We start from the raw sequence: 22,906 nt of genomic DNA, 5'->3' as shown, positions 1-22,906 counted from the left end.
CGCCGATGTAGCCCCTCCTGACCTGATCGCGATAACTCGAATTCGAGCAGGAGAGGCCAACGGTGACGTGGTCGAAGGTGTAGTTGAGGCCCGCGCCGAAGATCTGCTTTGTACGACGTGCCCACGCTGTACTGCTGGTTGTTCGCGAAGCTCGTGTCGTTGCTGAGCAATTACCGAGGTTCTTCCACCATTCAAGGCAGGCGCGTGGAGAGACTCTTCTGTTCCAGTTCGGGTTCATCGCGTGGCGGGACCGTTCGTGCGCGATGGCTTCCTATGTTCGGAAGATAAAGCCGTCGTTGCCGTGGAACGATAAGAGTGCTCTTCATTGCTTTATAACGAGGCTTTGCAGTCTGGGAAGTAAAGTAGCGTACAAGCAAAGTGTAATTATTGCGTCATGAAATATTCAGATAACCCATTTCCCAGAGCGACACAGGAGCGCGCACACCCTACCGATTCAAGCCAGCTTGGAGCGATTAAAAATACTTATTTACTGATTACCCTGATCGCGAGATAGAGTAGTGGCTTAGCGAACGAGTGCATCCGGTATCGATGCGCTCTTTCCTCTCTTCGTGAACCAGGCGGCCATGATAGTCATCATGGATTGATAGGTAATACCAAGCAAGCATGTCGTAATCCTGATTCGTTAGAGGAGGATGCGCATGACCGCAAGTTCGCGAACCTTCGATTCCCCACGCGCCGGCCGCACGCGCACGCAATGGCGCCGTGCCGCACGCGCCGCTTCGGGATTCGTCATGATCGCGTCGCTTGCGGCATGCATGATGGGCCCCGACTACCGCAAGCCCGAAGTACAGATTCCGCAGGGCTTCAAGGAAGGCGTCGACTGGCAGCGCGCCGACGCCAATCCGCAAGCCGCGATCGACAGCACCTGGTGGCGCATGTACCACGACGACACGCTCAACGGCCTCGTCGAGCAGGCCTTGCAGGCGAATCAGTCGATTGCAGTGGCCGAGGCCGCCTATCGCGTCGCGCTCGCAACCGTCGAGAGCAACCGCGCGGGACTGTTCCCGATCGTCACGGCGGGGCTGTCGGGCGCGCGCTCGGGCGGCGCCATCCAGTCGGCGGGCGCGGGCCGCAGCGCGGGTGCATCGACCATCGCCGCGCCGGGCAACAGCGTGGTGGCGCTCGGCTCGGTCAGCTGGGAACTGGATCTGTGGGGCAGCGTGCGCAGGCAGATCGAACAGGCGAAGGCCAATGCGCAGGCATCGGATGCGCAACTGGCCGGCGAGCGCCTGTCGATCGCGGCAAGCGTCGCCATCGACTACTTCGAATTGCGTCAGGCCGACTACGATGTTCGCGCGCTCCAGGAGCAGCAGGACATCGACACGCGCCTCCTCGCGATGACCCAGGCCGCCTATCAGGCAGGGCAAGCGTCGAACGATGACTTGTTGTTGTCCTATCAGGAACTGGATACGGTGATCGCCCAGTTGCAGACGGTCGCCACGCGGCGCGAGCAGGACGAGCATGCAATCGCCGTGCTGACCGGAGTGCCGCCCGCGTCGCTCAGCATCGCGCCGGACCCCGACTATCATTTCATCGCCCCTGCGCTGCCTTCCTCGTTGCCTTCGGAACTGCTCGAACGGCGCTATGACGTGGTGAGCGCCGAGCGCACGGCGGCCGCGGCCAATGCGAGCATCGGCGTGGCCCAGGCCGCGTTCTTTCCGACCGTTTCCCTCTCGGCCGAAGGCGGCTTCGCGCACAACACCATCGCGCATCTGTTCACCGTGCCGAACCGCTTCTGGACCTTAGGACCGGACATCGCGCAAACCATCTTCGACGGCGGCGCGCGCACGGCCGCGATGCACGAGGCCCGCGCCAACTACGACGAGAACGTCGCCAACTATCGCAATACGGTGCTGACGGCGTTCCAGAGTGTCGATGACAGTCTGTCCTCGATGAATCATCTGCGCGCACAGGAAGGCGCCTATGCGAAGGTGCTCGACAGCAACAGCCGCATCTTCGCGAGTCAGGAAGCGCAGTTCAAGGCGGGCGCGGCCAGCCAGCAAAGCGTGCTGACCCAGCGCCTCACGCTGATCCAGGCGCAACAGAGTCTGCGCGACACGCAAGCGCTGCTCGCGCAAAGCCACGTGTTGCTCGTGAAGAACCTCGGCGGCGGCTGGCAGCGCGATGACGCCGACATGGCGTCGGCGGCATCGGGCGTGGCCGCGCAGCGGGCTGCCGCTGCATCGGATTGACAGTCGCACGCTGTACGACGCGCCACGCCTCGACGGCTGCGCGCGAGCCGGTTGCAAGCAAAAACGGAGCTCTCATGAAGTCACGTCCCTGGCGCGTCTCGCTCTCGTATTTGTGTCTGATCGTGCTTGCCGCGTGCCATAAGAGCACGCCGCCGCCTCCGCCGCCGCAGGTTTCGACGACGAAGGTGCACGCGCAGACGGTGCCGCTCGAACGGCGCTTCGTCGGCCGCCTGTCGCCTTACTACAGTGCGAACGTTACCGCTCGCGTGTCCGGCGTGCTGCTCAAGCGAAACTACGTGGAAGGCTCGGAGGTTCGCGCGGGCCAGTTGCTGTTCGAAATCGATCCGACCTTTTATCGCGCGCAACTCAACAACGACCTGGCCCTGCTGGCCCAGGATCAGGCCACGTACACGAACGATCATGTGACCGCCTTGCGCAATCGCAAGCTGTTACCGGTGGGATCGGTGTCGCAGCAGACGGTCGACAATTCGGATGCCGCCGAGCGCAGCGCGGCCGCCAAGGTCAAGGCCGACGAAGCGCTGGTCCAGAGCGCGCGCGTGTCGCTCGATTACACGCGCGTGACAGCGCCGATCAGCGGGATCGCGGGGCAGCAGCAGGTTACGGCGGGCGCGGTGGTGGGCAGTAGCACGGCCGACAGCGGCGGCAACGGCACCTTGCTGACGACGATTCAGCAGATCAATCCGATGTACGTCAACTTCACAATCAGCGCCGCCGACCTGGCGACGCTTGAGCAAGCGCAGAACGGCGGCGGGATCGAGCTGTCGCAACAGAACCAGACCACCGTGCGGATCGCGTTGCCGAACGGTGCATCGTATGGCACCGTGGCCCGGCTCGATTTCTCCGACGTGACCGTGAACTCGTCTACGGGCGCGGTCAATCTGCGCGCGCTGGTCGCGAATCCGAACCGGCGTCTCTTGCCCGGCATGTTCGTCTCGCTGACGGTCGACTTCGGCCGGCAGAACGACGTGTTTTTGATTCCGCAACAGGCGTTGCTGCGCGATACCACCGGACCCTACGTGCTCACGATCGGTGCGGATAACAAGGCGGCGCGACGCGATGTGGAGACGACCGACAGCCTCGGCGACAACTGGGTCGTGACGAAGGGACTCAAGGATGGCGACGAGATCGTCATCATTGGCGTGCAGATGGCGCACATCGGGGCGCCGGTGAAGACGGTCGCATGGGAACCGCCGGCATCGGCGGCGTCGGCTTCGGCTTCGGCACCGGCTTCGGCCGGCGCGGCGAAGTAGGAGAGCGCCCATGCCGAGTTTCTTCATCGACCGTCCTGTCTTCGCGTGGGTCATCGCGATCCTGCTTTCGCTGTTCGGCATCCTCTCGGTGCGCACGATGGGGATCGACTCGTATCCGGATATCGCGCCGCCCCAGGTGACCGTCACCGCGCAGTATCCGGGCGCGAGCGCGCAGACGATGGAATCGACCGTCACGCAAGTGATCGAGCAGCAGCTCACCGGGATCGACAACCTGCTGTACTTCAGTTCGACATCGAGCGCGAACGGCCAGACGCAGATCATCCTCACGTTCGCGACCGGCACCAATCCGGATATCGCGCAGGTGCAGGTGCAGAACAAGGTGACGCTCGCTGAGCCGCTATTGCCGTCGCAGGTCACGCAGCAAGGGGTAATCGTCGCGAAGTCGAGCCCGGACATTCTGCTGTTCATCGCCTTGCAGTCGGACAATGCGGCGATCGATGCAGGCCGGCTCTCCGACATTCTCGCGTCGCAGATCCAGCCGGTGATTGGCCGCGTGACCGGCGTGGGCAATACGACCCTGCTCGGGTCCGAATACGCGGTGCGCATCTGGCTGGACCCGGACAAGCTGCAAAGCTATGGTCTCTCGACCACGCAAGTGCTCAATGCCGTCACCGGACAGAACGCGCAGTTCGCGGCGGGCTCGCTCGGCGCCGATCCGGCGGTCAAGGGGCAGGTGTTCACCGCGACCGTGTCGGGCGACAGTCTGTTCTCCTCGATTCAGCAGTTCCGCGACATCATCGTGGTGGCGAACAACAACGGCACCACGGTCCGGCTGAGCGATGTCGCGCGCATCTCGTTCGGCTCGCAGACCTATGGCCAGGCGCCCGTCTACAACGGCAAGCCCGCCGGCGGCCTCGCGGTGTTCCTGCTGCCGGGCGCGAACGCGCTGACGGTCGAGAAGGCGGTCAAGGCCTCGATGGACACGCTTGCGCGCGACTTGCCCGAAGGCGTCACGTGGAGCATTCCATACGACACCACGCCGTTCATCACGGCCTCGATCGCGGACGTGATACGCACGCTGGTCGAGGCGATCGTGCTGGTGTTTCTCGTGATGCTGCTCTTCCTGCAGAACCTGCGCGCGACCATCATCCCGACGCTCGTGATTCCGGTGGCGCTGCTGGGCACGTTCATCGGTCTCTCGGCACTGCACTACACGCTCAACCAGCTGACGTTGTTCGGCATGGTGCTGGCGATCGGCATCGTGGTGGACGATGCGATCGTCGTGATCGAAAACGTCGAGCGCATTATGACAGAGGAGAATCTGGAGCCGCGCGCGGCGACCCGCAAGGCGATGCAGCAGATCACAGGCGCCATCATCGCGATCACGGTAGTGCTGTCCGCCGTGTTCATTCCGTCCGCGCTGCAACCGGGCGCGACCGGCATCATCTATGCGCAGTTCGCGCTGACCATCGCGGTGTCGATGGGCTTCTCCGCGTTCCTCGCGATGTCCTTCACGCCTTCGCTATGCGCCGCGATCCTCAAGCCGGAGCATCAGGTCAAGAAGAACGCGTTCTATCGCTGGTTCGACCGAACCTTCGACTGGACCACCAACCATTATTTGAATCATGCGGGCAAGGCGGTGCGTCATGCGCCGCGCTGGATGATCGGCTTCGTGCTCGTCGTGGTGCTCACGGGTTTTCTGTACACCCGGCTGCCGACCAGCTTCGTCCCCGACGAAGACCAGGGCTTCGCGCTCGCGCTCGTGAATCTGCCGTCAGGCTCGACACTCGAGCGGACCAATCATGTCATGGGCGAACTGCGTGAGAAGCTGCTGAAGAGCGCGGTCGGCAAGGACATCGTCGGCATCTTCCAGCCGGAAGGCTTCAGCTTCGTCGGGACGAGCGAGAACGTCGGGATGTCCTTCATCAAGCTGTCGGACTGGGACAAGCGTTCGCAGACCGCGATGCAGTTGATCCCGCAGTTCAACCGCATTCTGTCTTCCATTCCGGATGCGCAAATCTTCGTGGTGAACCTGCCGACCATTCGCGGCCTGAGCCAGTTCGGCGGCGTCGATATGTATCTGCAGGCACGCGCGGGACAGTCGCGCGCGGAACTCGCGCAGGCGCAGGGCGTGCTGCTAGGGAGCGCCGCGAAGAGCCCGGTGTTGTTCGGCATCCGGCCCAACTCGCTGCCCTATGCGCCGCAGCTGGATATCGCCGTGGACCGCACGCAGGCGCAGGCGATGGGCCTTTCGCTCGCCGACGTCTACCAGACGCTGCAGATGGAACTCGCGCCGTTCTATATCAACCAGTTCACCTACGGCGGCCGCGTGAAGCGCGTCTATGTGCAGGCCGATGCGCCGTTCCGTATGAGTCTCGATGCGCTTCAGCATCTGTACACGCCGAGTGTATTTTCTTCGACGGCTTCCTCTTCTTCTGCTTCGAAGAGCAGCACGGTGACGACCGTCGCGTCCAACGGTTTCGTCACGCCGGTCGATCCGTCGCCGGCGAATACGTCGATCGCGCCTTACAACATGGTGCCGCTGGCAAGCGTGGTGAACGCAAAGTGGGCCTTCGGACCGACGGTGCTGCCGCGCTACAACGGCTTCTCGGCGATCGAGATCGTCGGCAACTCGGGGCCGGGGTATTCCACCGGGCAGGCGATCGATACGCTGAACGATATCGTCAATCACCAGTTGCCGCGCGGCTTCGCAGCCGACTGGACCGGGCAGTCGTATCAGGAACTGCTGTCGGGCTCGTCGGCGACGACGTTGATGGCGCTGTCGATCGTGGTCGTCTTTCTGTGTCTTGCCGCGCTCTACGAGAGCTGGTCGATTCCGGTCTCGGTGCTGCTGGTCGTGCCGCTCGGCATGCTCGGGATGCTGGTGTTCTGTCTCGGCTTCGGCGTGCCGAATGATATCTACTTCAAGATCGGCCTTGTGACGGTCATCGGGCTGGCGGCGAAGAATGCGATTCTGATCGTCGAGTTCGCCGTGGAAGGACAGCAAAAGGGCATGACGCTGCGCGATGCCGTGCTGACCGCGGCGCGTCTTCGGCTGCGGCCGATCCTGATGACGTCGATGGCGTTCATTCTCGGCGTGTTCCCGCTCGTCATCTCGTCGGGGGCGGGCGCGGCTTCGCGTCACGAGATCGGCACGGGCGTGATCGGCGGCATGTTGTTCGCGACCTTTCTCGGCCTGCTGCTGATTCCGGTGTTCTATGTCGTGGTGCGACAGATGCTCGGCGACAAGCTCGACGAGATATCGCACAAGATGCCGCATCACGGGCAGAACGGCGGCCATGATGCCGGCGATTCGCCTGACGGCACCGGGGAGGACAAGCCGGTGTGACGCGGGGACATGACGGATGAAGAGAACGCGACAACAGGCCCTGAGCACGCGCGACCAGATCCTCGATGCGGCTGAGCGCGTGTTCGCCGAGCGCGGCGTGTTTCATGCGACGCTGGAGGCGGTTGCGCTGCGCGCCGGTTTCACGCGCGGCGCTGTCTATGGGCACTTCCGTAACAAGGGCGATCTGTTCGTCGCGGTGACGAATCGCGTGACCTTGCCGATGGAACTGCTGGTTTCGGCGGCCGTCGATGCAGCCGAACCGGACCCGCTCGGCAAGATTCGCGCGTTGCTCGTGTATTGCCTGGGCACGGTGGCGATCGAACCGCACAGCCGCCATGTGTTCGAAGTGTTGTTCACGAACTACGAGCACACGCACAACATGGGCGATATGGATATCGTGTTCGAGCGTCAGCGCGATGCCGCCCGCAACGGACGCAAGCAACTGAAGCTGGGGCTCATCAATGCCATCGCGCGGGGGCAATTGCCGCTCGAACTCGACACCGCGCGCGCTTCAAGCGTGGTGCATGCGTTTCTGGGCGGCGTGCTGCGCGACTGGCTGATGGATCAGGATTCGATCGCGCTGCCGCGTGACGCCGAATATCTGAGCGACGTGTGCATCGGGATGCTGAGAGATTCGCCTTCATTGCGACGGACGTCAACCGCGTGACAGTGGAGGGCGCTTCATGCTCGCAAGCTCCATCACCTCATCCCGATCTTCGGCGGACAAGATCGGGATCGTCAGCCACTTGCCATCCGGATACGCACGGGTCTCATCGTAGAGCTTGACCAGGCGTGGGCTCCAGGAATAACGTCGCTCTTCGAATTTTTCCCGCTCGGCGCGCCCCAGGACGACAAGGACCGACAACAGCCTGTATGCCGGCAGCAGCGTGCAGAAGGCTTGGGTCTTCTTGTATCGCAACGACCATCCGCGCTTCTTGCCACCCTGTATCCAGTCTGGTGCGAAAGCCCCAGGGTAGGATGCCTCGATCCAGCGCGGCAGTTGGACCCAATGCCCGAAAGCTTCGGGCCCCATCCACGCGGGCAATCTGTCCATCACCCGAAACTTTCACTGTCATCCTGAGCAGGTGTTCATCACGTCGGAATTCAGTTCCGGCCTGGGGCTGACGCTGAGGGTGCTGGGTCAGGACGGCAAGAAGGTCTGGATGGAAGAGCCGGGTTTCATGGTCACCCGCAAAGGTCTGGAACTCGCGCGCCTGAACATCGTACCGATACCGGTGGATGCGGACGGCATCAACGTGGACTATGGCGTCGAGAAGGCCCCGGATGCTGCGCTAGCGGTCTTGACACCCGGGCAGCAGGCTCCGCTGGGCTCGACGCTGTTGTTGAGGCGACGTCTTCAACTGCTCGAGTGGGCTGCCGCGAGTGGCGCCTGGGTCATTGAAGATGATTACCTTGGCGAGCTGCAACTGGAAGGCAGGGCTGCGCCGGCCATGGCGTCTCTGGGGGAAGGAAAGCGAGTCATCCACATCGGTTCATTCAGCAAGACGGTGAGCTCTGCATTGCGGCTCGGATTCGTCGTATCGACCGGTATCGCTGATCAGCGTACTGTTGCGGGTCGGCCATATGGTTCAGATGCGTCGCGGTTTCCGTAGCGAAATCGCCTTCCTTTGCGCCCAGGCGTTGCAAGTTCAGCGCGCGATGCTCAGATCGACAAAACCACGGCCGCATTCTCGTTCACCTGCGTGAAGGTTCGAGCAAAGCGGTACAGTTGGTCGCCAATTTGAACACGGTTCAATCCGGATGATGTCAGCTTCAGCATTTCATCAGCGACTTCACGGGGAAGGGTCCCGACCTTGCGAAGTTCCTCTGGCGCCCCGGACGGATCACCCAGGTAGACGGTACAGACCTCGGGTACATGCCGCATCAGCACCACGCTCGTCGCCCGGTCGAGCGCACGCTCCAGAATGTCGGCAAGCGCCTGCAGGGCTTGAACACGCTGGGTATCGCCAGTTTCGGTCGTTTCGTCGCTTGTCGTCATCATGAGCCCCCTGGAACGATGGAGATCGTCGCTGGTCCATCCAGCCTTTGCCGCTCCTGACGCCAAACATAACACGGACCGATCGTGCGCATGCACCACGAGGCAAATGCCGCGGGCATGCGCCTCTTGCAATCACGTATATCTCCGGGACACGTAAGTGGGTCATTGAATTCTTTACGGAGTGAACCCAGTCTGGACCTCACCGGGCGACAGACGCTTGTGAAAGAAAGTCGTTCCGCAGAGTTTGCCGTCAGGCGTGTACCCGCAGTCTGGAATCTCGCCGACTCGTTGCCAGCCCGCGCGTTCGTAAAGTCGCTCGGCGTCGCTGCCGGTGGCGGTGTCGAGCACCAGAACCGATTTTTCGGCCTCGCGTGCGACATCTTCGACAGCAGCGAGCAAGCTCGCGGCAACACCCTGCCTCCTCGCGTCGCGACGAACCAGCATCTTTGAAACATCCGCGCGCTGAGGCTGATTCTCGGGAAAGGCGGTGATCAACTGCACAGTACCGACAACCCGACCGTCAAGATCTTCCGCAATCAGCAAGACTCGCTCGCCGCAAGCCACATGGTTCGCGGCACGCTCCCAGAACTCGATCGCCTTGTGCCTTGAAATCGGCAACATGAAGCTGATCGCCGCGCCGCCTTCGACGCAGTCGATCAAGATATCGACAAGCGCTTCGATGGAAGCCTTGACTTCGTCTGCGGAGAGCACTCTCACGCGTACTGAACCACTCATCATGAACTCCAGGAATTCATCTATGGCAAAGCGACGATGCGTGCGCCGCCAGGATGGCTCACGAACACCTCGCGCTCAATTGAAGCGACGCGGCGAGTAAGGCGCCGGATCGATGGACGGCTGTCTGGACATGATGAGATCAGCCAGCATGCGCCCGCTCGGCGGTGCCGCCGTCATCCCGTAGGTTCCATGCCCGAAGCACAGCCAAAGGCCCGGCCGCTCGCCTGCTGCGCCGATCGCCGGCAGGCTGTCCGGCGTCGATGGCCGTTGGCCGGTCCATATCTGATGCGGCGCTTCGATGAGCGCAGGGAACAGTTCGCGTGCCTGTTGCAGCGCATGCAACGCGCGCTGTTCGTTCGGCATGCCGTCGACGCCGCCGAATTCGACGCTGCCCGCAATGCGCAGACCTTCGAGCATCGGCGTCAGGCCGATCGCGCGGCCTCGATGAATGAAGGGCACGCCGATCTTCACCCGGTCGGTGTCGACCATCACGTGATAGCCGCGCTGGCTTTCGAGCGGAATGCGGATGCCGAGCGGCGCAAGCAGTTGCATCGACCATACGCCGCCCGCCACCACGACGTCGCGCGTGCGGTGATTGCCGGTCGAGGTCAGGATCAGCCATTCGCCGTTTTCGGGAATCAGCTTCAACACCTTCTCTCGATGAAACGTCCCGCCGTGCTCGACGATCCGCTCGGCGAGCGCGCGATTCAGTTCCGCCGGACTCACGGTATGCGCATTGCCTTTTTTCAACACGCCGAAGCGCACCGATTCGTTGATTCCCGGATAGAGACGCTCGATGTCGGCGCGCGACAGGGTGTCGACGGTCAACCCGTAGTTTGCGGTCAACTGCCGTTCGACGTCGGCGGCGGAGCCTTGCGGTGGCACGTCGCTGAGAATCGCTTCGCCTTCCTCGCGAATGTAGCGGCGATAGAGATCGTCGCCGAGCAAGCGGCGCCATTCGATCAGCGCGGGTGCGTGCAGTGCGTGCAGGCTCCGCGCGAGTGTCGTCATGCGGTCGATCTGACCGGCTCGCAGCCATTGGATGAACCACGGCAACGCCTGTGGCGCATAGCCCGGATGGATCGCGAGCGGACCGAGCGGATCGCGCAGCCAGCCCGGCACCTTGCGCAACATGCCTGGCTGCGCGCCCGGCATGAAGCTGTCCGGCGAGATGAAGCCGCCGTTGCCGAACGACGCGGCGCCCGGCGACGGCAACGGATCGACGATCGCCACGTTGCGTCCGAGCATTTGCAGATTGCGCGCCACCGACAGTCCGGCAACGCCGCCGCCGATTACCACCACTGTATCGACCATTGCGAAAGGCCTTGTTCCAGAGCGTTGAATGTGTTCATCAGGCCAGCAGCCGATCGAGGAACGATCGGGTTCGGTCCGTCTGCGGATTCGAGAAGATCTGCCCGGGCGGTCCGTCCTCGATGATGCGTCCGCCGTCCATCACGACGACGCGATCGGCGACCTCGCGCGCGAAGCCCATCTCGTGCGTGACGACCACCATCGTCATGCCGGACTTCGCGAGATCCTGCATCACCTTCAGCACTTCGCCGACCAGTTCAGGATCGAGCGCCGAGGTCGGTTCGTCGAACAGCATGATCTTCGGCTGCATCGTCAGCGCACGCGCGATGGCGACACGCTGCTGCTGTCCGCCCGACAATTGCGACGGATAGTGCCGTGCCTTGTCGGCGAGACCGACGCGCTCCAGCAGCGCGAGCGCCTCTCGCTCGACGTCCGCCTTTGCCCGCTTCAACACGACCTTCGGCGCGAGACACAGGTTTTCGAGCGCGGTCATGTGCGGAAAAAGATCGAAATGCTGAAACACCATGCCGATGTCGCGACGCCGCAAGCACACTTCGCTCGGCTTGAGTTCGTAGATCCGGTTGCCGTCCTGCCGATAACCGACCAGTTCACCATCGACGAAAAGCCGTCCGGCATTCACGTGTTCGAGATGATTCATGCAACGCAGCAGCGTCGATTTTCCGGAGCCGGACGGGCCGATGATGCATACCACCTCGCCCTGATGCACGCGCAGGTTGATGCCGCTCAGCACTTCGAAAGCGCCGTAATGCTTGCCGACCTCGCGCGCCTCGACCATCACCTTGCGGCGCTGCGCGGTGGCGTCGGTGCCTGGGATTGCACTCATCATTTCTCCTTCTTCATCACTTTCACCGACTTGTTCAGACGCTTCTCGATCCGGCTCTGAATCAGCGTCAGCACGGTCGTGATCGCGCCGTACCAGATCACCGCCACCATCAAAAGTGGAATCTGCTCGAAGGTCCGTGAATAGATCGCCTGCACGGTCGTGAGCAGTTCGGTATAGGCGATCACGCTGACGAGCGAAGTCGCCTTGACCATCGAGATCACTTCATTGCTGAGCGGCGGAATCACCACGCGCATCGCCTGCGGAAAGATGATGTGCCGCATCGCGCGCAACGGCGTCATGCCGAGTGCGAGCGCCGCGCGGCTCTGTCCCGACGACACCGACAGGATCCCCGAGCGCACGATCTCCGACACATACGCGGCCTGCGCGAGACCCAGGCCGATCACGGCCGCCGCCATCTGCGTAACGACCTTGTTGGTGGCGATCAGCTTGATCGACGGACCGAACGGAATGCCGATGGAAAGCGTCGGCACCAGCGCGGAGAAGAAGTAGATGAAGAGGATCATCACGAGCGGCGGAATGCCGCGGAAGATCCACGTGAAGCCGGCGCTCGACCACGACAGCAGCGGATTCTCCGACAGCCGCATGATCGCCAGCAGAATGCCCAGACCGATGCCGACGATCTCTGCGAGCACCGTCAGCAACAGCGTGTTGCCGACGCCCGCCAGAATCGGCGCGCTGAACAGATAGTCGAGCACCGTGCGCCATTCCCAGCGGGGATTGGTGATCAGCAGATCGGCGATCGAGAGCAGCACGAACAGCATCAGCGCCGCGCACAGCCAGCGGCCCGGATGTCGCAGCGGCACGACCTTGAATTCTTCAGGCGGCGACGCCTGGGGGCGCGCGTCAGGCGGCAGGGCGGGCGGCGCTTCGGCAGCGGGCGCTCCCGCGCCATACGATGATTGATTTCCCATGATGGCGGTGCGCGTCAGAGCCACGCGTCGTTGATGCTGATCTTGTCGGCTCGCGTATCGCCTTGTCCCCACTTGTCGAGGATTTGCTGATATTTCCCGTTTGCCTGCAGCTGATCGAGTGCTGCCTTGACAGCGTCACGCAGTTGCGCGTTCTGCTTGCCGACCGCATAGCCGAGCAACGCAATGATGCGCATGTCGCCGACCTGTTCGAGCGCGTTCGGGTATCGCTTGACCGCATACCCGACCTGGGCGGTGTCGCCGGACCACACGTCGGCGCGGCCCGAGCGCAGCGCCAGCACGGCGCCGGATGAATCGCTGAAGGTCTGGATGTCGAGCGCGCTGCCTTGCGCCTTGCATTTGACCTGTTGCGCCGACAGTTCGCGTTCCTGGAAGGTGCCGCGCACCGCCGCGACTGTCTTGCCGCACAGGCTCGCCAGATCCTTGATACCGGCGCCGCCGCCTTTCGGCGCCGCCATGCCGACACCCGCCTTCACATAGTCGACAAAATCGACTTGCGATTGACGCGCTTTCAGATCGCCGATCGAACCCACTGCAAGGTCCGCGCGGCCCGCGGCGATCGACGGAATCAGGCTGTCGAAGGTGCCGGACGTGATCTCGAGCTTCACGCCGAGCGCATCGGCGACGGCCTGCGTCAGATCGATTTCCATCCCTTCGAGCGTGCGTGCGTCCTTGCCCGCGTAGATCATCGGCGGACTGTTCGGCGATGCGATCACGCGCAGCGTGCCGGCATCGCGAACCGATTGCGGCAGCGTTTTCGTCAAGGCGGTTTCCGCGTGTGCGGACATCGCGACGGCTTGACTCAGCGCGACCATCAGCGCTTGCATGACGATCTTCGAGCACCACTTCATGGCCTTCCTCTCCTTGTGATCCACAACGATTGCGCGCCTTGCGGCCGCGCCGGACTCAACCCAGATGCGCATTGACGACGATTTCGATCCGCATGCCTTCCAGCATCAGTTGCTTGACGACGACCGTCGCGCGCGCGGGATACGGATCGGCGAAGGTCTCGGTCCAGATCGCGTGCATCGGCGCCCAGTCGGCGGGATCGGTCAGATAGATCTGCACCAGCATCACGTCGGCGAGCGTGCCGCCCGCTGCCTGCATTGCGCGATCGAGCTTGTGGAATACCTGACGCACCTGCGCCTCGATGCCGCCCTCGACCACCTTGCCGGTCGCACTGTCGGTCGGGGTCTGCACGGTCAGCACCTGGCCTCCCTTGCGGACCACGCCGGAGATCGGGTGACCCGGACGTCTCGGTCCGACGTCGATACTTTCAAACATGTCGCCTCCTTGGTTATTCTTTAGCGCATAGGGCCGACGCGTCGGTCAAGATGCGCGTAATCCCTTAACAAACAAGGGTTGTTGGGTGAACATGCGCACCTTATCACTCCGTTTTTTTCGATGTAACTGCGATTTTCGTTATGCTTGCATGCGTTTTGTTATAGGGGATGGAGATGAAGCGTGGACAGTTGCAGCTGAAGCACGTGGCGGCATTTCGAGCAGTGGTCATCGGTGGAAGCGCGTCGGCGGCGGCGCGCACGCTCGGCCTGTCGCAACCCGCAGTCAGCAAGATCATTGCGCAGGCGGAGGAGTACGCAGGCATCCACTTGTTCGACCGGCAGCTCGGACGGCTGATCCCGACCCCGCTTGCCTACCGGCTATACAACGAGACCAACGTGCTGTTCTCGACCATCGATCACCTCGATCAGATCGTCTCGCGCGTGATCCACAGCGAAGTGCAGCCGATCGGCCTCGGCGCGGTGCCGCTGATCGCGGTGTCCCTGCTGCCGAAGGTGCTGCCCGACTGGCAGCGCCGCACCGGGCGTTCGATTCTGATCTACACCTACGACACGCCGAATCTGCTGAACGTGCTGGCGACGCGGCGGCTGGAGATCGGCGTCGCGGTCGGCGGTCAGCCGAGTCACGGGCTCGAGACTGCGACGCTGATCCGCAGCCCGATCTACTGTGCGGTGCCGAAGGATCATCCGCTCGCGCAACGGCCGCTGATCCGCGCGAGCGATCTGGACGGCGTCGATTACGTCAGTCTCTCGCGAGTCGAGAGCGCGCAGGCGGGCATCGACCGGATGTTCCTGGTCGAGAACGCGCGGCCCAACGAAGTGATGCAGGCGCCGCTGATGGCGGCGGCGATCCGGATGGCCGAGGAGGGCGTCGGTGTGACGCTCACCGACGTGTTCGGAATGGATGTGGCCCGACGTGACCGGCTGGTGTTCCGCCGCTTTGAACCGGCAATCTTCTTCGACTACTTTGCGGTGTGGCCCAGGGATCGGGAAGCGGATTTTGATCGCGATGAGCTGATCGCGCTTTTGCGGCAGGCGGCGAGAGGCATGCTCGAGGATGCCGAGAGACTCGTCGATTCGGTTTGACGAAGGTTCTTTATTCAGCTTGCCTTGGCTGCGTCCCTCATGCTTGCTAACATCGAATGCTGCCACGTTGGCATGAGGGGAGAAGTTCGTGAAAACGCTCTTTACCGCGACCTTTCTCTGTCTCCTGGCTTCGACTTGCCATAGTGCTGGCGTGAAACTCTTCGACATCCCGGCGGATGCCAGTGGGCCTGCTCTCCAGGCAGCCGTCTGGACGCCGTGTGCCAGCGTCCCTGAACGCATCGAAGCGGGAACGACGCTTTTACGAGGCACAGAGCACTGCGCCGTTGTCGGCACAGCTCTTCCTCTGGTCGTGATATCGCACGGGCACGGCGGTTCGCGCCTCGGTCACCATGACCTTGCCGAAAAGCTTGCCGATGCGGGATTCGTTGTTGCGGCGATCAATCACCCAGGCGACACATCCTCGGACATGTCGCGGGCGTCGGAGCCATCGGAGTTTGTCGAACGCCCGATGGACATCAAGCGGCTCATCGACTACATGCTGGATTCGTCGCCCGAAGCGGGGACAATCAACGCGCGCGAGATCGGGTTCTTCGGTTTTTCGAGAGGCGGTTATACCGGCCTTGTTCTGGCCGGAGGCGTTCCTGACTTTCAGCACGCTGACATACCGTGCCCTGACGAACTCCCGATTTGCAGAACGATCAGACAGGGAAAACTGCCGCCGCAACATTGGACTCGCGACGTGCGCATCAAAGCGTTCGTGCTCGCGGACCCGCTCGACGCTTTTCCGACCGCCGCGACGGTCGAGGACATCAGCGTTCCCATCCAGTTGTGGGCATCGGAATACGGTGGCGATGGTGTGTTGCCACAGACGACACCTGCGTTGTCGAAGCTGCTGCCCAACACGCCCGAGTACCACCTCGTCGCGGGCGCCGCTCATTTCGCGTTCCTCGCACCGTGCGCGCCCAAGCAGGCCGCGAGAATCCCTCGCCTATGCGTCGACGAGGGGGGATTCGACCGTGTCGCGTTTCATGCCAGATTCAATGAGGACGTGTTGCGGTTTTTTCAGATGCGGCTTCGATAGACGGGGCTGGGCCAAAGGGTCTCAATACGCAACGTCATTCGCTCAGAAGCCCGCATCTTGCGGTCGCGCGAGATGAGCGGCAACGCGACACCCGTCATGAAAACGACGAAGCCTTCGAAGAACTTCCCGGCGGCGGCGAGCGACCAGATGCGCCATTGCATCGTCGTCATCGGAATGGAAGGAAGGCGCGTGCCGTCGGGCCACATCGGATGTTCATCGATGTATTCCTGAACCGATTTGACCGGCGCCTTTTTCAATTCGCCAACATCCGCATGGGTCTGCATCCGCAAGCTCCGTGTCCCGTGATCGCCGGCGCATTGCGCATGGCAGCGCGCGCTCCGGTTTCGTGACTGCAGAGGGACGCGCTCCGGTGTCGCGCGCGTGAGAGGCATGAAGAACTCATTGGCGGCGAATGCGGCCGCTCACGCCGCGCGCCGACTGACTCTCTCCCATGGCCTGCGGGGATAGCGGCTGACCGCCTCGCGCGAGCCCACGCCTGCGTAGCACGCGCGCAGCGCGGACAGGGAGGTGGGAGTAAGAAAGAGAATCGGATCCGCAAGATCAGGCATCCCAAAATCCGAATAATTTCGATGCTTGACAGTTTAGTGCGACGCGTTTCTAAAAATAAGAGTTTTACCGAGAAATGCATCTCGACTAATAACAAAAGTTGATAACAGGACGTCGACTCACTTAATTAAAGATTTCAGACGAGTGCTGTCGTACATCGCCTCCCAGTATCTGGTTCGTCCTACAATCGCTCGCATACTTCTTTGTCGTTGGGTATTTTCTCAAAAATCCCCAACGAAGGAGACGAGTGTGTTTTTAATATTAGATACTTTCAAGCGAACCGCATCGAGTTTGTCAATAATCATGGCGCTGTTTCTTGTCGGCTGCGGTGGTAATGTCGGAGACAGCCCTTCGGCGGTTTCAACACAAACTACGCCTGCTTCAGTCCCCCCGACTCCTTCGGGACACGGCAATTCCGCAGCGCCGACCTCTTCTCCCGCGCAGTTGATGGCGACGCAACCGACTGTAGTTGCTCCCCCCTCTTCTGGACCCGGCACTTCAGCAGCGCTGACGTCTTTTCCCGCGCAGCCGATGGCAATGCAACCGGTTGCAGTTGCGCCCCCCCCGATGGGGTGGTCCTCCTGGAACAGCCTTGGTGAAAATGTTAACTACAATGCGATCAAGGCTGCAGCGGACGGCCTCGCATCCCTGAATGCAAAAATTCCCTCTGGCAACAAATATCAATATGTAAATATCGATGAGGGTTGGTGGACGTCGGGTTTGCGTGATTCAAACGGTAATTTCGTTATCAATGTGGCTTCAGACGGGAAAACTCCAAACACCCAATGGCCTGGTGGCATGCAGGCGATGACCGACTACATCCATAGCAAGGGTTTGAAGGCTGGTATTTATATCGATGCAGGCCCAACCGGATGTGGTCAACGGGACAACGGCACTCCATTCATCGGAAGTGACTACGATCATTACAACAGCGATTTCCTGCAGTTTGCGCAATGGGGGTTTGATTTTGTCAAGGTTGATTTCTGTGGCGGGAGCGCAGCAGGATATGACCCCCAGGATGCTTATACAAAAATATCCTCTGCTATTCAAGCGGCGTTCACGAAAACGGGCCACCGACTCTATTTCAGTATTTGCGACTGGGGCGATACGCCATCTGAATCCGAGGTATCCAATGGGAAACAGGTTTACCCGCCTGGTAATCCTTATCATGACGTCGGGTACGGCCCATGGGTATGGGGTGCCGGCGTGGGAAATAGCTGGAGAACAACGGATGATATTTTGACCGGCAACACTGCTCCATCGTTTTCGATGATGGTTGCGAACCTTGTTGGTAACTATCACCCGGAGAGCCAGCATACAGGGAGCTACAATGACCCTGACATGATGATTGCTGGCATGGGTATGCCCTTTAGCAATGACCAGGCTCACGTAAGCCTTTGGGCTGTGTCAGGTGCACCGATGATTCTGGGGAATAATCTATCCGGACCCCTCAGCAGGGCCACGGAGGGGCTCTTGACAAATCCCGATGTTATCTCGATTGATCAAGATCCGCTCGGTCTGCAGGGTATTCTGGTCTATGCTTTTGGGTCCACCCAAATATGGGCCAAGCTGCTGACCGGATCCGGTAGACGTGCTGTGGTGCTCTTTAATCAGTCGTCAATGGCACTCCCCATGACCGTCACATGGCAGCAACTGGGCTTGAATCCATCCAGCCCCGCGCAGTTGCAGTCCGTCTGGAGTCAACAAAGCCTGGGAACCTTCACGGGCTCATATACCGCACCAGCGGTGCCGGCAGGCGGGGCCGTTATGCTTGTCGTGAACGGAACTGATCAAGCAGCTACGATGTATACACCATCAGCGCAATCGGGCGAAAATGGGCCCGTTACTTTCACGAATATTCAGTCTGGCAATCGCGGTGGATTTATCCAGCTTGCTTATTCGAATGAGACTGAGCAGCCGATAGTGGCTCAGCTCGCCACGAACAGCTCCCCTTCAACATCCGTTTCGCTGCCACCAACCGGGGAGAGTGGCGGATTGATAACCTTGTTTGTGCCGCTCACTGTCGGGCAAAACTCCATATCAGTTCAACCAGGTTCAAGCGCTACAAAAATACTGTCCCTCAATCAGGTCGCAGGCCCCATCGATTCTTCGCGGCCCGTTTCGATTTTTACGGCCGGTACTGACATTCAGCTTGCCGGCGGTGCTTTACAGATGGCATGTGGCGCATGCTCCGGCGGAACTGGAGTGGTCCTGGGCACAAACGGCACAGTGACAATTAACAATATATCTGCTCCGCAGGCAGGGAGATACGAAATTCGGATTTACTACACGAATCCGGATCGCGATACATCGCCACGACTCTCCAGCCTGACGGTGAACGGCAACGATTATGGACAGATTCAGCTGCCAAGGACGGGCGGGAACTGGAATGTCTGGTATACGCCCGTTGTGGTTCAATTAAACGAGGGAGCCAGCAATTCGATAACACTCAATGGCGAAACGTCGAGTAACTGGTGGTCGAATTTTGACTCCGACCTTACCTTCAATCCTGCAAGCATGGTGAGGCCGCCTTTTATGTTTGTTCGAACCAGCACTTCGGTACGACTAAATCAATAAGGCGCGCTGTTCATCGAGAAAAGCGTGGCGGATCTCCAGCGCTTTCGATCAATCTGATCAGCGATTTCATATTCAAATCAGCTGCATAAGCCGGGATGGGGCGGATTTTTCGCGAATCCCGGCCCTCCCTCTTACGGCCCTTACGAAGACATCCCAGCCGCACCTTCGTCGGCAGGAAGAGGCTACGGCAGCCTGTCGGAGCAGGCGTCCATCGACGACTTCGCGGGACATATCCCAAGCCGGAAGCAAAGGCCTACTCCGCCGTTCAGCAACCTGTGGGCTGAGCAATCACAAGGCCAAGGACGACCGTCGCCGCATGGCGCGACAAGTCGACATGGTACGTGGTGTCCACTGCAGACCACGCCATCAATTCCGATCTCTAGCGCTTCACGGCCAAGCGTATGCCCGCACGCACCGTCGAGATCAAGGCGAGCCGCATCGTGCTGTATCGTATTTGAAGGAAGTGGCCGATTTGATCTTCGATGCCGTTGGTGAGAAGAATTAGGGCAGCACTTGCGTCGGCACGCGACGCTCAACGGAATATCAGATTGCCGCAAGGACTCGCGGGACAGGATCTCCGCCGTCTTCAAGACGCGCTCAACCCGGTAGCCGTTAAAATTGCGGCTTTAGCCCGGATTCCGTGTATGTCGTTTGCCTCGCTTGGTCTGATCGACCCGCTGCTGAAGAATGTGCAGCGTCTCAACTACCAGACACCGACGCCCATTCAGGTCAAGGCGATTCCCGCCGTGCTCGATGGCCGTGACGTCATGGCTTCGGCTCAGACCGGAACGGGCAAGACTGCGGGATTTGCGTTGCCGCTGCTGCAGCGGCTGGTGCAACGAGGCCCGCGGGTGTCCAGCAACCGTGCGCGCGTGCTGGTGCTGGTGCCCACGCGTGAGCTGGCCGAACAAGTGCTGCAAAGCTTTACGGACTACGGCGAAGGGCTCGATCTGCGATTGATGGCAGCCTACGGCGGTGTCAGCATCAATCCGCAGATGATGAAGTTGCGCAAGGGCGCGGATGTGCTCGTTGCCACGCCCGGCCGTCTGCTGGATCTTAATCGTCAGAACGCGGTGCAGTTCGATCAGATAGAAACGCTGGTGCTCGACGAAGCGGATCGCATGCTCGACCTCGGTTTTGCGCGCGAACTCGACGCTGTCTTCGCGGCCTTGCCCGCAGCGCGGCAAACCCTTTTGTTCTCCGCCACGTACACCGACGAGATCCGCGCCATGGCGGCGAGCATTCTGCGCAACCCGGTCGATATCAGCGTCAGCCCGCCCAATGTCACTGCGAGCAAGATCAGGCAATGGGTGGTGCCGGTGGACAAGAGAAACAAGCCGGGTCTCTTCATGCACCTTGTGGATGAGAAGAAGTGGACGCACGCACTGGTGTTCGTCAAGACCCGCGACGGCGCAGACTACCTGTCGGCCATGCTGGACGAAGCGGGTTACGCGGTGGACACCATCCACGGAGACAAGCCGCAACCCGCGCGCTTGCGTGCGCTGGAGCGCTTCAAGACAGGCGAAGTCCACATGCTCGTTGCCACGGATGTCGCCGCGCGCGGGCTGGATATCGACGCGTTACCGCTCGTGATCAACGTCGATCTGCCGATCAAGGCGCAAGACTATGTTCATCGTATTGGGCGTACCGGCCGGGCGGGATTGAGTGGCGTGGCCGTGTCCTTCGTGTGCGCCGATGAAGCGCCGCAACTGGCCGCGATCGAAGCATTGATCGGGCAAACGCTGCGGCGTGAAGAGGTGCCGGGCTTCGAAGCGGAGCACCGTGTACCGCAAACCAGTGCGACCGGCCAGATCATCAAGAAACCGAAGAAGCCGAAGAAGCCCAAGGTGTTGCAAGCAGCGCCGAAGGCAGTGCAGGCAATCGGCACAGAGCCGCGCTTGCATGGCGGCAAGACCGTGGCGCAGGAAGTTGCGAAGGGTGGCGAAGACACAAGCCTGTCCGGCCCGAATCCGTTCAGCGTGACCAAGTCGCGGAGCAAACCCATCGGCAAGCCGCCGGCGGGATCTCGCAAGCCAGCAGACAAGCCCATGGGCGGCCGAAGCAAGCGCCCGCGCTAACAGCTTTCTGAAAACTTCGCTGCCGTTCAAGGGCATTGCAGCCTTCATAGACCACGCCTCACCTCATTTCACACGCGGCGGCGGGCGGATGGATCGTGATGCCGAAGCGCCCCGCAGCCTCGACCATGCGCGCCTTGGCCGCAGCGGTGAGTTCATGCAATCCGGCGGGCGCGGGCTGCGGGTCCCCGCAGGCCTCAACGAAACGATCGAAACCCGCAGGCACGCAGATCACGAGATATCGCGCCGTGTGCGCCCCGACATTGATCAACTGATGACGTTCCCCGCGCGCGAGCGTCAGGGATTCACCCGCGTGCAATACTTTTGGCGCGCCGTCCACGACGACCTTGAGTTCGCCCTCGACGATCACGATCGTTTCTTCCTCTCTATCGTGATGATGCAGGGGCGTGGCGCGGCCCGCCGGCGATGCGATTTCGAGCACACAATACGCATCGCCGGTGTGAGCGCCGGATACGTGAATGCGTGTGCGAGAGCCGCCGAAGTCGTAATCGGTGGCATCGGCGTGAATGGCGGACATAGCCAGCATCTCCCAATAGTTGAGGCAATCAAAAGTTCGGCGCGATCAGGAACGCCGCATCTGCATGCACTGTAGGGGAGAACCGGCCGCAGAATGGTGCCCGCTTTGTCATCACTTTGACGACTCCAGGTCGCGAATCACGCATGAAAAATCTAAGCCAGTTCGTTCATTTTCTGGCCGTGGCCCGGCACGGCAGCTTTGCGCAGGCCGCACGCGATCTGGGGCTCGCATCTTCGTCGGTGGCGAAGAGCGTCGCGCGTCTGGAGCAGACGCTCGGCGCGCGGCTGTTTCATCGCACGACGCGCGCGGTGTCGCTGACCGAAGAAGGACGGGTGCTTTTTTCGAAGTGCGAGCAGCTTTTCGCGCAGATCGAAGCGCTGGACCTGGCAACGGTCGGAGCGTCCGACGAACCGACCGGCGTCCTGCGGATCGGCGCGCCAACAGGCTACGGTGTACGCATCGTGCTGCCGATACTCGCGCGGCTTCGCGAACGCCATCCCGCGCTTGAATTCGATCTTCGCCTCTCCGATGAACGCGTGAGCCTGCTCGATGAAGGGCTCGATGCCGCCATCCGGTTCGGCGCGCTCGAAGACTCCTCGCTGATCGCGCACCGGATCGATGAACAGCCGCTCATGTTGTGCGCGAGTCCACGCTATCTCGTCGCCCACGACCAGATTCGCGCTGTCCGTGATCTGGAGCATCATGCGGTGATTACTTTTCGCATGCCGACGAACGGCCGCGACCGTCCACTCGAATTCATCGAGAGCGACAAGAAGGTCACGATGACGCCCCATTCTCCGTTCCGCATCAGTCACGGCGAGGCGCTTGCGGAAGCGGCGGTGAATGGCATCGGCATCGCACAGATGCCTGCGTTTTACGCCAGACCGTATATCGCCGACGGTTCGCTTATCGAAGTGTTGCCGAATTGCCGGCCCGCGCCGCTGGCGGTGAGTCTCGTGTTACCCGGATCGCGCGTGCGTGCCGCGCGCGTGAATGCGCTAGTGCAGGCGTTGACCGAAGCTCGTTGAGGCGGATACGAGACGAATGCGCTGTCTTCTTTGCCACGATCGTGCGCAATGGCCGGCAA

General features: G+C 61.3%; 19 protein-coding genes and 1 pseudogene. 10 read left to right on the top strand and 10 right to left on the bottom strand.

Translation table 11 applies throughout. From position 1 onward, the window contains the following. The first annotated feature begins 659 nt into the window (after positions 1-659). The 4 genes from QCE63_RS18265 (at position 660) to QCE63_RS18250 (ending at position 7,461) form a co-directional block, all read left to right on the top strand. Positions 660-2,213 (top strand): efflux transporter outer membrane subunit, encoded by a 1,554-nt coding sequence (locus QCE63_RS18265; RefSeq protein ID WP_309834908.1) that lies wholly within the window; start codon positions 660-662, stop codon positions 2,211-2,213. 74 nt (positions 2,214-2,287) lie between these two features. Further along, a complete protein-coding gene (locus tag QCE63_RS18260; RefSeq protein ID WP_309834907.1) occupies positions 2,288-3,484 on the top strand; it encodes an efflux RND transporter periplasmic adaptor subunit in 1,197 nt (398 codons plus the stop codon). 10 nt (positions 3,485-3,494) lie between these two features. After that, positions 3,495-6,794 (top strand): efflux RND transporter permease subunit, encoded by a 3,300-nt coding sequence (locus QCE63_RS18255; protein ID WP_309834905.1) that lies wholly within the window; start codon positions 3,495-3,497, stop codon positions 6,792-6,794. 16 nt (positions 6,795-6,810) lie between these two features. Beyond that, positions 6,811-7,461, top strand: a complete 651-nt coding sequence (locus QCE63_RS18250; protein WP_309834903.1) for a TetR family transcriptional regulator — start codon at positions 6,811-6,813, stop codon at positions 7,459-7,461. Here the strand turns inward: QCE63_RS18250 and QCE63_RS18245 are convergent. After that, positions 7,450-7,848, bottom strand: coding sequence for a DUF3788 domain-containing protein (locus QCE63_RS18245; protein ID WP_309834901.1), 399 nt, complete (start codon positions 7,846-7,848; stop codon positions 7,450-7,452). The genes QCE63_RS18250 and QCE63_RS18245 overlap by 12 nt on opposite strands. Between QCE63_RS18245 and QCE63_RS18240 the strand changes: the two are divergent. Then, a pseudogene (locus tag QCE63_RS18240) lies at positions 7,832-8,338 on the top strand (aminotransferase class I/II-fold pyridoxal phosphate-dependent enzyme); the annotation flags it as partial. The gene QCE63_RS18245 and the pseudogene QCE63_RS18240 sit on opposite strands and share 17 nt — an antisense overlap. Positions 8,339-8,457: 119 nt before the next feature. On the opposite strand, the gene QCE63_RS18235 reads toward QCE63_RS18240, so the two are convergent. The 7 genes from QCE63_RS18235 to QCE63_RS18205 all read right to left on the bottom strand — a co-directional run bounded on the left by QCE63_RS18235 (position 8,458) and on the right by QCE63_RS18205 (position 13,917). Then, a complete protein-coding gene (locus tag QCE63_RS18235) occupies positions 8,458-8,796 on the bottom strand; it encodes a hypothetical protein (RefSeq protein WP_309834899.1) in 339 nt (112 codons plus the stop codon). Between the two features lie 171 nt (positions 8,797-8,967). Beyond that, positions 8,968-9,528: a GNAT family N-acetyltransferase gene (locus QCE63_RS18230; RefSeq protein ID WP_309834897.1), complete on the bottom strand. Its 561-nt coding sequence runs from the start codon at positions 9,526-9,528 to the stop codon at positions 8,968-8,970. A 75-nt stretch (positions 9,529-9,603) separates the two neighbouring features. Then, on the bottom strand, positions 9,604-10,842 hold the full coding sequence (locus QCE63_RS18225; protein ID WP_309834896.1) for an FAD-binding oxidoreductase: 1,239 nt from the start codon (positions 10,840-10,842) through the stop codon (positions 9,604-9,606). Positions 10,843-10,879: 37 nt separating this feature from the next. Next, complete coding sequence (locus QCE63_RS18220) at positions 10,880-11,635, bottom strand: amino acid ABC transporter ATP-binding protein (RefSeq protein ID WP_404990153.1); 756 nt, start codon at positions 11,633-11,635, stop codon at positions 10,880-10,882. 47 nt (positions 11,636-11,682) lie between these two features. After that, positions 11,683-12,615, bottom strand: a complete 933-nt coding sequence (locus QCE63_RS18215; RefSeq protein WP_309834892.1) for an amino acid ABC transporter permease — start codon at positions 12,613-12,615, stop codon at positions 11,683-11,685. 14 nt (positions 12,616-12,629) lie between these two features. Further along, positions 12,630-13,484, bottom strand: coding sequence for an ABC transporter substrate-binding protein (locus QCE63_RS18210; RefSeq protein ID WP_309834891.1), 855 nt, complete (start codon positions 13,482-13,484; stop codon positions 12,630-12,632). A 55-nt stretch (positions 13,485-13,539) separates the two neighbouring features. Then, on the bottom strand, positions 13,540-13,917 hold the full coding sequence (locus QCE63_RS18205) for a RidA family protein (protein ID WP_309834890.1): 378 nt from the start codon (positions 13,915-13,917) through the stop codon (positions 13,540-13,542). A 173-nt stretch (positions 13,918-14,090) separates the two neighbouring features. Between QCE63_RS18205 and QCE63_RS18200 the strand changes: the two genes are divergently transcribed. Both QCE63_RS18200 and QCE63_RS18195 read left to right on the top strand, forming a co-directional pair. Continuing rightward, complete coding sequence (locus tag QCE63_RS18200) at positions 14,091-15,020, top strand: LysR substrate-binding domain-containing protein (protein ID WP_309834888.1); 930 nt, start codon at positions 14,091-14,093, stop codon at positions 15,018-15,020. 88 nt (positions 15,021-15,108) lie between these two features. Beyond that, positions 15,109-16,062 (top strand): dienelactone hydrolase, encoded by a 954-nt coding sequence (locus QCE63_RS18195; RefSeq protein ID WP_309834887.1) that lies wholly within the window; start codon positions 15,109-15,111, stop codon positions 16,060-16,062. Here the strand turns inward: QCE63_RS18195 and QCE63_RS18190 are convergent. Further along, positions 16,044-16,346, bottom strand: coding sequence for a hypothetical protein (locus QCE63_RS18190; protein WP_309834886.1), 303 nt, complete (start codon positions 16,344-16,346; stop codon positions 16,044-16,046). The genes QCE63_RS18195 and QCE63_RS18190 overlap by 19 nt on opposite strands. Positions 16,347-16,932: 586 nt before the next feature. On the opposite strand from QCE63_RS18190, the gene QCE63_RS18185 reads away from it, so the two are divergent. Beyond that, on the top strand, positions 16,933-19,206 hold the full coding sequence (locus QCE63_RS18185) for an alpha-galactosidase (protein ID WP_309834885.1): 2,274 nt from the start codon (positions 16,933-16,935) through the stop codon (positions 19,204-19,206). A 644-nt stretch (positions 19,207-19,850) separates the two neighbouring features. Beyond that, positions 19,851-21,284, top strand: a complete 1,434-nt coding sequence (locus tag QCE63_RS18180) for a DEAD/DEAH box helicase (protein WP_309835484.1) — start codon at positions 19,851-19,853, stop codon at positions 21,282-21,284. Positions 21,285-21,342: 58 nt separating this feature from the next. Here QCE63_RS18180 and QCE63_RS18175 read toward each other — a convergent pair whose 3' ends face one another. Next, positions 21,343-21,819 carry a cupin domain-containing protein gene (locus QCE63_RS18175; protein WP_309834884.1) on the bottom strand — a complete coding sequence of 159 codons (477 nt, stop codon included), beginning with the start codon at positions 21,817-21,819 and terminating at the stop codon, positions 21,343-21,345. Between the two features lie 143 nt (positions 21,820-21,962). Here QCE63_RS18175 and QCE63_RS18170 point away from each other — a divergent pair, with 143 nt between their 5' ends. Beyond that, positions 21,963-22,847: a LysR family transcriptional regulator gene (locus QCE63_RS18170; protein WP_309834882.1), complete on the top strand. Its 885-nt coding sequence runs from the start codon at positions 21,963-21,965 to the stop codon at positions 22,845-22,847. Positions 22,848-22,906: the final 59 nt, after the last annotated feature.

Source organism: Caballeronia sp. LZ065 (assembly GCF_031450975.1).
GTDB lineage: Bacteria > Pseudomonadota > Gammaproteobacteria > Burkholderiales > Burkholderiaceae > Caballeronia.
The sequence above is the reverse complement of the archived record's forward strand: the minus strand, read 5'-3'. Positions and strand labels throughout refer to the sequence as shown.

What these genes read in the sequence shown, in the direction of transcription:
- QCE63_RS18245 (WP_309834901.1), bottom strand. Translation starts at nt 7,848, where the DNA reads ATGGACAGATTGCCCGCGTGGATGGGGCCCGAAGCTTTCGGGCATTGG.
- QCE63_RS18250 (WP_309834903.1), top strand. Translation starts at nt 6,811, where the DNA reads ATGAAGAGAACGCGACAACAGGCCCTGAGCACGCGCGACCAGATCCTC.
- QCE63_RS18220 (WP_404990153.1), bottom strand. Translation starts at nt 11,635, where the DNA reads ATGGTCGAGGCGCGCGAGGTCGGCAAGCATTACGGCGCTTTCGAAGTG.
- QCE63_RS18235 (WP_309834899.1), bottom strand. Translation starts at nt 8,796, where the DNA reads ATGATGACGACAAGCGACGAAACGACCGAAACTGGCGATACCCAGCGT.
- QCE63_RS18190 (WP_309834886.1), bottom strand. Translation starts at nt 16,346, where the DNA reads ATGCAGACCCATGCGGATGTTGGCGAATTGAAAAAGGCGCCGGTCAAA.
- QCE63_RS18265 (WP_309834908.1), top strand. Translation starts at nt 660, where the DNA reads ATGACCGCAAGTTCGCGAACCTTCGATTCCCCACGCGCCGGCCGCACG.
- QCE63_RS18180 (WP_309835484.1), top strand. Translation starts at nt 19,851, where the DNA reads ATGTCGTTTGCCTCGCTTGGTCTGATCGACCCGCTGCTGAAGAATGTG.
- QCE63_RS18205 (WP_309834890.1), bottom strand. Translation starts at nt 13,917, where the DNA reads ATGTTTGAAAGTATCGACGTCGGACCGAGACGTCCGGGTCACCCGATC.
- QCE63_RS18215 (WP_309834892.1), bottom strand. Translation starts at nt 12,615, where the DNA reads ATGGGAAATCAATCATCGTATGGCGCGGGAGCGCCCGCTGCCGAAGCG.
- QCE63_RS18170 (WP_309834882.1), top strand. Translation starts at nt 21,963, where the DNA reads ATGAAAAATCTAAGCCAGTTCGTTCATTTTCTGGCCGTGGCCCGGCAC.
- QCE63_RS18175 (WP_309834884.1), bottom strand. Translation starts at nt 21,819, where the DNA reads ATGTCCGCCATTCACGCCGATGCCACCGATTACGACTTCGGCGGCTCT.
- QCE63_RS18185 (WP_309834885.1), top strand. Translation starts at nt 16,933, where the DNA reads ATGGCGCTGTTTCTTGTCGGCTGCGGTGGTAATGTCGGAGACAGCCCT.
- QCE63_RS18225 (WP_309834896.1), bottom strand. Translation starts at nt 10,842, where the DNA reads ATGGTCGATACAGTGGTGGTAATCGGCGGCGGCGTTGCCGGACTGTCG.
- QCE63_RS18210 (WP_309834891.1), bottom strand. Translation starts at nt 13,484, where the DNA reads ATGAAGTGGTGCTCGAAGATCGTCATGCAAGCGCTGATGGTCGCGCTG.
- QCE63_RS18200 (WP_309834888.1), top strand. Translation starts at nt 14,091, where the DNA reads ATGAAGCGTGGACAGTTGCAGCTGAAGCACGTGGCGGCATTTCGAGCA.
- QCE63_RS18230 (WP_309834897.1), bottom strand. Translation starts at nt 9,528, where the DNA reads ATGAGTGGTTCAGTACGCGTGAGAGTGCTCTCCGCAGACGAAGTCAAG.
- QCE63_RS18260 (WP_309834907.1), top strand. Translation starts at nt 2,288, where the DNA reads ATGAAGTCACGTCCCTGGCGCGTCTCGCTCTCGTATTTGTGTCTGATC.
- QCE63_RS18255 (WP_309834905.1), top strand. Translation starts at nt 3,495, where the DNA reads ATGCCGAGTTTCTTCATCGACCGTCCTGTCTTCGCGTGGGTCATCGCG.